This window comes from Paraflavitalea sp. CAU 1676 (assembly GCF_029223285.1).
In the GTDB taxonomy this organism is placed as follows: Bacteria; Bacteroidota; Bacteroidia; order Chitinophagales; family Chitinophagaceae; genus Paraflavitalea.
This window is the reverse complement of sequence record NZ_JARHUJ010000011.1, coordinates 296,383-308,765: the sequence shown is the minus strand read 5'-3', so window position 1 is coordinate 308,765 and position 12,383 is coordinate 296,383. Positions and strand designations below refer to the sequence as shown.

Annotated in this window: 9 protein-coding genes and 1 tRNA gene; 4 read left to right on the top strand and 6 right to left on the bottom strand. The window is 48.2% G+C overall.

Translation table 11 applies throughout. The annotated features are described in order from the left end of the window. Nucleotide 1 precedes the first annotated feature (1 nt). The 4 genes from P2H89_RS31935 to accC all read left to right on the top strand — a co-directional run bounded on the left by P2H89_RS31935 (nucleotide 2) and on the right by accC (nucleotide 4,908). Nucleotides 2–1,966, top strand: a complete 1,965-nt coding sequence (locus P2H89_RS31935) for a M56 family metallopeptidase (RefSeq protein ID WP_275834934.1) — start codon at nucleotides 2–4, stop codon at nucleotides 1,964–1,966. Between the two features lie 257 nt (nucleotides 1,967–2,223). Next, a complete protein-coding gene (gene efp, locus P2H89_RS31930) occupies nucleotides 2,224–2,790 on the top strand; it encodes an elongation factor P (RefSeq protein WP_275834932.1) in 567 nt (188 codons plus the stop codon). A gap of 188 nt (nucleotides 2,791–2,978) precedes the next feature. Beyond that, a complete protein-coding gene (gene accB, locus P2H89_RS31925) occupies nucleotides 2,979–3,467 on the top strand; it encodes an acetyl-CoA carboxylase biotin carboxyl carrier protein (protein WP_275834930.1) in 489 nt (162 codons plus the stop codon). 103 nt (nucleotides 3,468–3,570) lie between these two features. Then, on the top strand, nucleotides 3,571–4,908 hold the full coding sequence (gene accC, locus P2H89_RS31920) for an acetyl-CoA carboxylase biotin carboxylase subunit (protein WP_275834928.1): 1,338 nt from the start codon (nucleotides 3,571–3,573) through the stop codon (nucleotides 4,906–4,908). 90 nt (nucleotides 4,909–4,998) lie between these two features. Here accC and P2H89_RS31915 read toward each other — a convergent pair whose 3' ends face one another. The 6 genes from P2H89_RS31915 to P2H89_RS31890 all read right to left on the bottom strand — a co-directional run bounded on the left by P2H89_RS31915 (nucleotide 4,999) and on the right by P2H89_RS31890 (nucleotide 12,332). After that, the gene (locus tag P2H89_RS31915; protein WP_275834926.1) at nucleotides 4,999–6,831 is read right to left on the bottom strand and encodes a hypothetical protein; all 1,833 of its coding nucleotides are present in this window, start codon (nucleotides 6,829–6,831) and stop codon (nucleotides 4,999–5,001) included. Between the two features lie 97 nt (nucleotides 6,832–6,928). After that, nucleotides 6,929–9,295: a T9SS type A sorting domain-containing protein gene (locus P2H89_RS31910; RefSeq protein WP_275834923.1), complete on the bottom strand. Its 2,367-nt coding sequence runs from the start codon at nucleotides 9,293–9,295 to the stop codon at nucleotides 6,929–6,931. 277 nt (nucleotides 9,296–9,572) lie between these two features. Beyond that, complete coding sequence (locus tag P2H89_RS31905) at nucleotides 9,573–9,776, bottom strand: hypothetical protein (RefSeq protein ID WP_275834921.1); 204 nt, start codon at nucleotides 9,774–9,776, stop codon at nucleotides 9,573–9,575. Nucleotides 9,777–9,903: 127 nt separating this feature from the next. Then, nucleotides 9,904–11,253 (bottom strand): ribosome biogenesis GTPase Der, encoded by a 1,350-nt coding sequence (gene der / locus P2H89_RS31900; protein WP_275834919.1) that lies wholly within the window; start codon nucleotides 11,251–11,253, stop codon nucleotides 9,904–9,906. A 16-nt stretch (nucleotides 11,254–11,269) separates the two neighbouring features. Further along, a complete protein-coding gene (era, locus tag P2H89_RS31895) occupies nucleotides 11,270–12,139 on the bottom strand; it encodes a GTPase Era (protein ID WP_275834917.1) in 870 nt (289 codons plus the stop codon). 118 nt (nucleotides 12,140–12,257) lie between these two features. Further along, a tRNA-Met gene (locus P2H89_RS31890) sits at nucleotides 12,258–12,332 on the bottom strand. Nucleotides 12,333–12,383: the final 51 nt, after the last annotated feature.

The following is a 12,383-nucleotide window of genomic DNA, read 5'->3' as shown; positions in this document are numbered from 1 at the left end:
TATGCCGTATATAGCCCAGTATTTGCTAAAGTTGTCGATCAGTCTCGCCGTCGTTTATCTATTCTATGCATTGGTGTTGCGGCGGCTTACTTTTCACAACTGGAACCGATGGTACCTACTGGGCTATTCCCTGATTTCCTTCTTCATTCCTTTTGTCAATATTAATCCATTACTGGAGCAGGAGGCCTGGGTAAAGTATCCGGTGGTGCAGCTTATCCCGGTAGTAGGCAATTATGGAACCGCGGCTAGCCAGTCATCCGCGCCGGATGGGTGGATGCTGTTATTATACTTCTTTATTGCAGGAATGTTGATCATGTTGATCAGGTTGCTGGTACAATACCTTTCGCTGAAGAAAATTCAGCGGTCGTCCGAACTCATTTCCGACAACACAGTAAAGATCTACCAGGTCAACAAAGCGATCATACCATTCTCTTTCGGTCGCTCCATCTTCATCAATCAAAAGCAACATAGTGAAGTGGAGTTAAAAGAGATCATCCGGCATGAGTTCATTCATGTAAAGCAACGCCATACCGCCGATATGCTGTGGTGTGAAATATTATGCCTTCTTAATTGGTATAATCCCTTTGCCTGGCTCATCCGCCATGCCATCCGGCAGAACCTGGAGTTTATTGCCGACCATCATGTCCTGCAGGCAGGGCTCGATCGCCGGCAATATCAGTACCTGTTATTGAAAGTAGTAGGTGTTCCTGCATTTGCGATCGCCAGTCAATTTAATTTCTCATCGCTTAAAAAGAGGATAGCCATGATGAACAAAATGCGTAGTGCAAAAGTACATTTGATAAAATTCCTGTTCATACTGCCCCTGGTTACAGTGCTCTTGCTGGCTTTTAGGAATGCGGCTGTGACGAATGATCTTTCAACTGCAATAGAGCCCGGCCTGTTGGATGAGGCGCCACTGCCGCTGGGTGCCAATGTTGCCCTGTATCCGGCCGTAGAGAAAATGATTGAATCTCCAACTGCCGATACGGTGCCTGCTGTAATCGGTATCAAGCTGCAGCGGATCGATTCATCGAGGCTCCTCCTCAGGGTTCCCCGTTTCGATTCGACCAGGTATGTTATCGATGCCAGCCTCGAGGGCCCAGCCGATCCTCACCGGTCTATGAAAGGCAGGGATCCAATGGTCATCGTAGACGGTGTTGTATTTAGAGAAGAAGGCAGCGTCCTCCATACCATGGACCCCAATGATATTGAGAGTGTTTCAATATTAAAGGACCAGGCGGCTGTTGCTTTGTACGGCGAAAGGGCACGATATGGGGTAATTCTGGTGACCAGCAAAAAGGTAAAAGATTCCTCTTTACCCAAAAGAGCTATCATCCTGCGACCAGTGCAGGAATCAAAAGTTGCAGACACTGGCAGGCCCGTGATCAGGATCAGGGGAGTGGAAAGAAATGAAGGCCTCAGCAATTTTGAAGGAATTATCGTCGTGGACGGTAAAGTCTATGACACTGTTGAGTACCGCACCCTGGATCTGAAACCGGAGGCGATCAAATCGATTGACGTGATCAAAGGTCCGGGTGCTGAAGCCATTTACGGTCCGAAGGGGCAAAAAGGGGTGATCCGGATTACTACTAAAGCGGCCGGTGAACTCATCACTGCCGCCCCAGCGCCTGTGAGGGGGGCCATGTTTACGGAAGAAGAAACAAAACAGCTGCAGGAAGCAGCATTAAAAAATAATATACTTTTTATTGGCGTTGAGAATCAACTCCCCATTAACATAAAGGGCATTCCCGACAACGAGCTTTGGGTAACTGTCAGCCAGGGCGCTGTATCGGTGAAAGGAGCAGTAGCACTTATAAAGCCAATCAACCCAGGGCCAGTAGAAATGACGATTTCCCGGAGAAAGAATTTTCTGAGCGCCCCCGAGGTTTTGGAGAAAAAGACCTTTACAGCGAAATTCCTACCCTCTCCAAGCGGTCTTTCCGCGTTTTTGGCGGCCAATCATTGAGCGTCGCTGTAAGCCGGTTGGGTGTTTCTGCTTCCTGATCAGCCAATTGATCAAACTTCTACTGTAGGCATTCCGGTAAAGGGCCCGCTCAGGGAATTCCCCGGCACCGCCAATCCCTGCTTTGAGCTGATTTTGAACTTTTACTAACCTTTTGTGCGGTGACAATTTTGCCGTAGTTTTGCTGCCCCTGCTGCCCGGGTTTAGCGCCACAGGAGCGGAGGTGGTAACATTTGTAATAAAAAAATTTCAGCTACTTTATGGCAACTACTGCAGATATCAGCCGCGGTATGATCATCAAGCTCGATGGCAGCTTATACTCCATCGTTGATTTCGGGGAAAACAAAACTGCCCGTGCCGCCGCTAAGGTGTGGGCTAAGTTAAAAGGCGTTGACAATAAACGAAGTATTGAAAAAACCTGGAACTCAGGCGATAACATTCACCCGGTTCGTGTAGAAAGGAAAGATTACCAGTTCCTGTACAAAGACGACAGTGGTTACAACTTCATGGATAACGAAACCTTTGAGCAAATTGCACTGGGGGCAGAATTGATCGATGCTCCGCAATTTTTGAAAGATGGTCAGGAAGTGTCCATGCTGATCAATACCGAGACCGAGCAGCCCATGAGTGTGGAACTGCCCGATAAGATCGTGTTGAAAGTAACTTATTCGGAGCCTGGTGTAAAAGGTGATACGGCTACCCGTACCTTAAAACCAGCTACTGTTGAAACCGGTGCTACCGTAAACGTACCCCTGTTCGTGAATGAAGGTGAACTGATCCGTGTCAACACCAAGAATGGTGAGTATGTAGAGCGCGTGAAAGAATAAGGTGTATGATCGCTGTTCGCATTTTATAAAAAAATACTGGAATGGATAATGGAGCCTTTCTGTTGTCCATTTTTTTATTCCATTGGATATTAGCTTTATAAAAGGGGTTTTGGGTATATTTAGAGTGTAATCCTTATCTTAGCCGCCTGTTTTGCCCGAACTAACCGTCAACATAAACAATTAAACAGATGGATTTTAAACAAATTCAGGAGTTGATCAAAATGATCAACAAGTCCAACATCGGTGAAGTGACCATAGAAGAAAAGGGATTCAAGTTAACCATCAAGCAAAAAGAAGAACCTGCTCAACACGTAATTGCTGCTCCCGTACATGCGCCTGTGGCTTTCCCGGCGGTTGCTCAACCCCAGGCTCTCGCAGCGCCCGCAGCACAAACTTCCGGGGATAAGCCCAAAGCAGCAGAAGCCGCTGCTGACAATCTGATCACCATCAAGAGCCCCATGATCGGTACTTTTTACCGCAGTCCATCACCCGGCAAACCGGTATTTGTGGAACCCGGCGACGAAGTGTTGCCTGGTAAAGTGGTATGCATCATCGAGGCAATGAAACTCTTCAATGAAATTGAAAGCGAAGTAAAAGGCCGCATCGTGAAAGTACTGGTTGAAGACGCTTCGCCTGTGGAATATGACCAACCGCTGTTCCTGGTAGAACCTAATTAATTTGAACATTTGGAAATGTGCTGTTGAGCGAATGACACCCCTGTCGATTCACCGGTAAGGCCATTTTCAGATCTTCAGATCCTCAAATTCTCAACCCAAAAGAATGTTCAAAAAGATTTTAATAGCCAATCGTGGAGAGATTGCCTTACGGGTAATACGTACCTGTCGTGAGATGGGTATTAAAACTGTAGCGGTATATTCTACGGCTGATAAAGATAGTCTGCACGTGAAGTTTGCCGACGAGGCTGTGTGTATAGGCCGTGCAGCCAGTACCGATTCCTATCTTAACATTCCCCATATCATGGCAGCTGCCGAGATCACCAATGCGGATGGTATCCATCCGGGTTATGGTTTCCTGGCAGAAAACGCCCGGTTTGCCGAAATATGTGGCGAGCACAATATCAAGTTCATCGGACCCACACCCGATCAGATCCGTTCGATGGGCGACAAGATCACCGCCAAGGATACGATGATCAAAGCCGGTGTACCCGTGGTGCCCGGTGGTAAGGGTTTGCTGGAAAACCTCGATGAGGCAAAAAGCCTGGCAAAAGAGATCGGCTATCCCGTTATCCTGAAAGCGACTGCCGGTGGTGGTGGTAAGGGGATGCGGGTAGTATGGAATGAAGAAGAGATCGAGCGTGCCTACACTACGGCTAAAGTAGAAGCAGGTGCGTCTTTCAAGAATGATGGTATCTACATGGAGAAATTCGTGGAAGAGCCCCGTCATATCGAGATCCAGGTAGCCGGCGACCGCTACGGTAAAGTATGCCACCTCAGCGAAAGAGACTGCTCTATCCAGCGCCGTCACCAAAAGCTGGTAGAGGAATCTCCTTCTCCTTTCATGACACCCGAACTGCGTCAGCGTATGGGCGATGCTGCCATCAAAGCGGCTTCTGCCATCGGATATGAAAGCGTTGGTACCATTGAGTTCCTCGTTGATAAGCACCGTAATTTCTACTTCATGGAAATGAATACGCGTATCCAGGTAGAACATTGCGTAACCGAAGAAGTGACCAACTTCGATCTGATCAAAGAACAGATCAAGATCGCTTCCGGCGAAGCCATCAGCGGCCTCAACTATGAACCGCAAATGCACGCTATCGAATGCCGTATCAATGCGGAAGATCCTTACAACGACTTCAGGCCCAGCCCCGGTAAGATCACCGTGCTTAACCAGCCCGGCGGTCATGGCATCCGTATCGACTCGCATGTATATGCCGGCTATGTAATCCCTCCTTACTACGACTCCATGATCGCCAAGATCATTGCTGTTGCACGTACCAGGGAAGAAGCCATCAATACCATGAGCCGCGCGTTGAACGAGTATGTAATTGAAGGCGTGAAGACGACCATTCCTTTCCATCAGCAACTGATGAAGAATGAAGACTTCATCAAGGGTAACTTCAATACCAAATTCCTCGAGACATTCAAGTTGGTTTAACACCAGCAGCATAATAGTAAAACAGGCCCGCCAGCGATGGCGGGCCTGTTTTATTGTAGTAAACCCACGCTACCGCACACCGGTTGTCTATCACAGCCTGACCAACCTTATCGGTTCTATCCTGGCCAGTAGGGTAGTGATTGACATCGTATATATGCCTCTGGGATATTTCGATACATCGATCGCTATGCTGGTATGTCCTTGTTGAAGCTGGATGGACCTCATCTCGCAAACACGCCCTGCTGCATTAACCAGCTTGCAATGAATGGTCATTCTCCTGGGTGAAGTGATGATCAGTTGTGTAAAACCGCTGGTAACGGAAGGCCTCAGCGTTGCAGAGAGACGGCTGCCTTCGGCATGATGCAATTGCCCCCGGGGCCCTAGTAACAATGGATTGAGGGTAGCACTGGTACTGGCCAGCGTAAAATATTGCTGGCCGGGGGCGAATGTCGCAACGGGCTCACTCATGACGAATCCATTGGACCCCGGTGTACCCTGTCGTTCCCAATTGCCCATATCCACCCAGCCTGTGGGGGACAATTGGGCTACTCTTAATGCCATCATATCTGTAACACCCCCGCTGTTGGGATCATTGAAAGATAACTTCACCTGTGCTTGCGGACTGCTCAAGGCATCGGCCAGAATACTCCAGTGCTCGATTCTTGAGATATGGTGAATAGAAGCGGGTATGACGCTGCTCTTCGATGCAGGATTGCTGCGATGGAACTCTACGGTAAAGGTGCCGGTTACATTTACCAGCGAAAGCCAGCGCTGAGCGTTGCCTTTACCCACGGGAAACATAAATTGGCCGGTTGCTGATAGTCCCTCCTTCTTCAGTGGGCCATCGATAAAAGTACCGGTTGTCAGCGAATCAGCATGAACGGTGCAGGCAGGTTGCAGTGTTAACAGTTTCGATGGAGTGGTAACGAGGCGCCCGTTTTGCAATTGGAGTTTGTAGGGTAGGGAGACCGGTGTTTGTAAGGTTGCTCCTGCAGGGTTATTGATCTTGAGGGTTATGTCATTAGCAATGCCGCCTGCTGCTACCGATATATTTTGTACACTGCTTCCGCAGAATTCAAGAACAGGAAAGCCATTGTCCTTTTCTGTGATGATACCGCTGGTTTGTTCAAGGGCTTTCGCTATGCGAATAACGGTATTGTAAGGTGCGCTCCCCAGGTTTAACATCCCGCCTTGTTGCACCAGGTTGCCTGCTATGAATATAGTGTCATCCAGCGCGAGGTTCAGGTTCACCTGGTTACCGATGATCAGGTCGCCGCGTATAGTAGCACGATTGAGGCCATTGATATTATACGTCTTGCTACTTCCATTGGCTACCGCTGAGAATGCCAGCGTTCCATAGGTTCTGCCAGAAACCGAGAGCAAGGGGCTTCCCCCCTTGATATCAAATTCAAAGATGCCCAGCTCGGTGCCTGGTACAGTTGATAGCGCTGCTACCAAATTGACATGTGCGATAGGAGTATTGTGAATATATCGGCCGCCGTTGCCGATCCACATTACACCCGCAACCTGTATGGATATGCCCGATGATGCTCCTGAATTATTCCTGAAAATGCCGCCTGCATGGATGGCGAGGCAGGTGGCCGTGTTGCTGAGCTGCAATGCAGGGAGGGCGGTATTCCCGAATGGTAACACCAGTTCAATGGTGTGTGCCGCCGAAGGCTGAATCGTCAACGATCGAATATGGACCGTTATATTTCCTATGGGTAAATTGATGGAATAGTTGCCAGCAAACAGCGAGTTGTCGAGTAGTACATCATCGCCCGGTGTGGGTACCATGTTGCCTTGCCAATTGGCGGCAGTATTCCACTGTTTGTCACCGGCAGTACCAATCCAACGAATCTGACCAATGCTATTTAAGTGGGCAACGGAAAGGAAAATGAGTAGTGTAATGGACTTTTTCATAGTATATGGCAGGCTGTCATACAGCCTGCGGTAACTACGAAAAAAAATCCTCCTGCGATTGCGCAGGAGGATGCAGATATTTTGATGGTAGTATTTACTACTGCTTGATGAAGCGGATGGTGCTGGTCCTTTCTCCGTTTTGCAGGTAGCCAGTAACCTGGTATGTGCCGGCAGGCAACGTTGCCAGGTTGAGCCATATTTCCTGATTACCGGCAGTAATACCATTTACCTGGCGATAAGCCGTGCGGCCCTGGATGTCGGTTACCACAAACTGGACATTGGTCTTCTCGGAAGAACCGATCTGAAGGCGTGCCCTGTTCGTAACGATGGTAGGCATCATAGAAGAGATAACCACTCCTCTGGAACCATTCATTACCACTACGATCTTGGTAAGCTCTGCAGAGCCGTCGATATCTATCATACGCAGTCTGTAGTAAACGGTACCTGCAGGCAATGCTGCATCGGTGAATGAATAAGAGAGTTTATTCTCTTCGCCATTGACAGTGCCGATAGCCGTAAAATTGCTGCCGTTGGTAGAACGCAAAACTTCAAACTGCTGAGGCGTGCTGTTGTCGGTGATCGTCCAGTTGATTTTAGCGGTACTGCCATCTTTCCTGGCTGTAAAGTTCAACAGGTAAATAGGCAATGCACTATTGAGGGTATAAGCAAATGTAAAAGGGCTAAAGCTTGTCATTGTTGTAGTCTCAATGCTGCCTGTGGTAGAGTTGCCGGGGAACAGTTTGGTTCCTCTGGCATCTGTCCAGGAGGTGCCATTGAAATGCGCTACTACCAACGTATCGGTAGCGCCGGCGCCAGGTACGGCAGTTGCCAGGGAGAGCCTTATTACTGCATCACTACCAGCTATTTTAGAAATGTTCCAGTATTCCTGGTTCGATATCGCCGTTAAAGGACTTGTGACAGTGGTTGTAGCATATCCGCTGTTGAAGTATTCGGCTTCGTACACAGAGAAGGTTGTAGCAGCAGGCTTCACCTCACAGGCGCGAAGTACGCCACCCTTGCCTACTGGCAAAGAGAGGTATTGGGTATTGGAGGCAGCAGCTCTCCTTAACGGGCCGTCTACATAGCCGCTGTTGGAAGGCGAATTGAATACCAATGGGTCGGTTGCGTTGCTGTTACGTACAAACAGGAAGTTCGAAGCACTTGTTGTGATAACTCCTTTTGCGGCAGAATTCCAGCTTAGCTTACCTACCTGCAAGATGCTTTGCAGTGTGGCGCCTGCGCTGTTGTTCATGCGCAAAACCACCTGTGTTGCGGGGTTGTCGAGCGGCGAGGAAAAGAATCCGATATTTTGGTTGGTGGTACCATTTAATTCTATCACGAACAGCTCGGCACTGGTACTAACAGTGGGGTTAAGGCAATCGAATATGCCACTGATCTGTGTAACGTCGCCCCTTATCTTAAAGGTAACCGGGTTGGTGACGGTACCAATATTATTCATGAGGTTTAAGGTGCCGCCGGTTTGCAGGAAATTACCGCGCAGATCCCAGGTATAACTTCTGGTGAGGTTGGAGCCCCCCAGGGTTACATAAGACCCGGCACCTACTTCCATATATCCCATTACGGTATAGTTGACGGCCGGTACTGTGGTGGCGCTCAATGATAAGTTCTGGTTATTGGTGCCTAATATCTCGAGGTTACCATTAATGGTGAGGCCAGGGGGCAACGCAAGTGCTACGGAGCTGGTCATGCCAGGACAGTTAACGGAAAGGTGCCCGATATTGGAAGGTACCGGGGCGCTGAAGCTTGGGGCAGCGGTAGTGATGCCTGTGATCGAAATGGCGGCATCTGCATCCCAGGTAGCAACAGGAATATTGCCGGCGTTGCGGGCGACCCAGAAACGGGAGCCGCTTTCAAACTTGAGGTAAGCAGGTACGCTGCAGAGAAAACCGCTAAAGTCGTTGGCTAGTTTGATGGTGCCATTTACAGTGAGCAAATTGGAAAAGCCGGTACCAGGCATTTGCCCAACAGCAGTTCCAGCAAACGGAGCACCTGTTACACCGAAGAAGCTCCAGGTTCCATCTACCAACGCCTGCGCATTATTGGCAAAAGTTGTAGAGAAAGTAGTATTCGCAGTAGAGGCGCTGTCTTCCAGTGTGCTGCCGACATCGATCTTCAGGGCTGGCGCTGCTATGCTACTGCTGTTAAGCGTCATCGTGGTGCCGGTGGCAGGGGTATAGAGGCGAGCCTTGGCATTACTGGTTACGGTTAAGCTGTTGAGTGTAATAACAGTGAGGTCAACGAGGATGAGCGCATTCTGATCGAGCACTACATCGTAGCTGGCGCCATTGGGTACGTCAACACCAGCAGCGCCGCCAGAGGTGTTTGACCAGTTATTGGCGTTGTTCCAGTTTCCGTTGGAAGGACCAATCCAATATTTCGTTTGAGCATTTGTGGGAATGACATAGCACAGGCATGCCATCAGAAGCAGGTAAAGGTGTTTCATGCAATTGAATAGTTTACAGGCGTTGAATAATGAATGAGATCGGAATAATGGTGCACACAGGAGATGGATTCCAGAGGTTTATAATTCGTTTTGGTTGTAAGCGGCTATTTGAGAAGCCAATTTAGGCAAAAAACAAAAACGGCCATCAACTTCCTGAATAATGATTTTAAATAGATTGATTTATTTATATGTGTCGGAGCGCATATGTCAATGATCCTGTATACCAATAAAAAAAGCCTCCCTGTGGGGGAGGCCAGCAAAATATCTTGCCAGACTACTATTTCTTAGTGCTGTCTGCAGCAGGCTTAGTGCTGTCAGCTTTCAGTGTAGAATCAGCAGCAGGAGTAGCTGTGCTGTCAGCAGCAGGAGCAGATGTAGCAGGAGCAGCTGTAGAATCAGACTTTGTTTCTTCAGCAGTACCACCATCGCTGCAAGCAGTTAAAAAACCAGCAACAGCTAAAATAGCGAGTAACTTTTTCATTTGGAATTGCTTTTGAGTTTGATGAGATGGGCGCAAAAGTAATATCTTTTTGCTATTATGCAAATATTTTACAATCAGTAGATTGAATTTTGATTTGAACCGGGTTTATTTACTATCAAATACCGCCTTATTTCTTCCGGAAGAACAATCTTACCGGTACTCCTTTGAAATTAAAATTTTGTCTCAATTGATTTTCGAGATAGTTCTTGTAAGGTTGCTTGACCTCGTCGGGATAGTTACAGAAGAATGCAAAAGAAGGAACATGTGTTGGTAACTGTGTCACAAACTTGATCTTGATAGAATTGCCGCGTACCACCGGCGGGTGGTAAGACTCGATGGCCTTCAACATGATCTCGTTCAACTGTGAGGTTGGAATGTGGCGTTGTTTGCTTTCGAAAACATCCAGTGCCAATTCAATAGCCTTGTGGATGCGCAGTTTATCCTTAGCAGAAATAAAGAGGATGGGTACATCATTAAAGGGAGCCAGGCGGTCTTTCAGTACCTTTTCGTAGTCACGTGCCGTATTGGTAGCCTTTTCCATCAGGTCCCATTTGTTTACCAGGATCACTACTCCTTTGCCTTTACGGACTGCCAGGCTGAAAATGTTCAGGTCCTGGGCTGTGATCCCTTTCTCGGCATCCAGCAGTAATAAGCATACATCTGCTTCGTCCATGGCCTTGATAGCACGGATAACCGAATAGAACTCGAGGTCTTCATGTACCCTCGTTTTGCGGCGGATACCGGCCGTGTCGATGAGTACGAATTCTTTCTGGAAAAGATTATAATGTGTATGGATGGTGTCGCGGGTAGTACCAGCGATCTCGCTGACAATGGTTCGTTCCTGGCCTATCAATGCATTAAGAAGAGATGACTTGCCTACGTTCGGCTGCCCAATGATCGCAAACTTTGGAATAGTGGGTTCCTTAGGTTTTTCCTCTCCTTCTTCTCCGGTATAGTCTTCGGGTTCTGTAGCTGGTTCAGCCGGTATCAAAGCCGTAATGGCATCCAGCAATTCACCACTGCCACTACCACTCATAGAAGAAATGAAGAACACATTGTCGAAGCCAAGTCCATAAAACTCGGTCGCTTCCAGCATGCGCGCTGAATTGTCTACTTTATTAACGGCTAAAAAGACTGGTTTGGAAGTGCGGCGCAGCACATCGGCCATCGATTCATCGAGATCGGTTATGCCGGTTGCAGCATCGCCCATAAAGATCAGGGCATTGGCTTCTTCAAGGGCGATCATCACCTGCTTGCGGATCTCGCGTTCGAACACATCTTCACTTTGGGGTACAAATCCCCCGGTATCGATCACGTTGAACGACTTGCCATTCCAATCAGCTACACCGTACTGCCGGTCGCGCGTAACGCCGCTCACATCATCCACGATGGCTTTGCGCTGCTCCAGCAGTCTGTTAAAAAATGTACTCTTTCCTACATTGGGTCGTCCAACTATTGCTACCGTAAAACCAGCCATAACTGCTTCTTATTATTTAATGATAACCGTATTCTTTCAGCATGAAATCGTTATCCCTCCATTTGGGCTTCACCTTCACAAACAACTCCAGGAATACCTTTTGACCAATGAACTGTTCAATATCTTTCCGCGCGTCGGTACCCAGCTGCTTGATCATTTTACCCCCTTCGCCCAGCAGGATGGCTTTCTGTGATTCGCGCTGTACAACGATATCGGCGACTATCTTGACAAGTGTTGCCTTCTCTTTGAACTCCCGCACGATCACCGTAGTATGATAGGGGATCTCGTCCTTGAACAGGTAGAAGATCTTTTCCCGTATCATCTCTGCTACAAAAAAGCGGGTAGGCAGGTCGGTCATCTCGTCCTCAGCAAAGAAGGGTTCGCCTTCGGGCATGTATTGCACGATTGTCTTCAGCAGGTCATCTACCTGTGCGCCTTTCAACGCAGAGATGCCTACGACTTCCTTGCAATAAGGCTGCCCGCGGAAAAAGCTTAGCGCTGCTTCCTTCTTTTCTGCTTTGGCGGTATCCAGCTTATTGATTGCTACAATGGCCGGTGCTTTCAATCGCAGGGAGGAAAAAAGGGTATTGGCCTCTTCCAGGTTTTCATTGATATCGACCAGCAACACGGCAACATCAGTATCTTCCTGCGCCTGCTGTACAGCATGCATCATTTTCTCCTGTAGTTTGTACTTGGGTTCAATGATGCCGGGCGTATCGGAAAAGATGATCTGGTATTCGGGCGTGGTGACGATGCCTTTGATCCGGTGACGGGTTGTTTGCACTTTAGGTGATACAATAGCCAGCTTCTCGCCCATGATGGCGTTCAAGAGTGTGCTTTTGCCCGCGTTGGGCTTCCCGAATATGCTTACAAACCCCGATTTCATAAAGAATGCAAAGGTAATAAAAGGTTGTCGTGGTATAAAGTAAGCCTGGAAGAGACGCCCAGGTAACCTTATACCAATAAAAAAAGGGATCAGCATTGCTAATCCCTTGCTTTTGATTTGGTTGCGAAGCCAGGGATCGAACCTGGGACCTTCGGGTTATGAGCCCGACGAGCTACCGCTGCTCTACTTCGCGATGTGGGTTGCAAATGTACACTTTTTTTCATTACTGCCAAATTTGATTTAC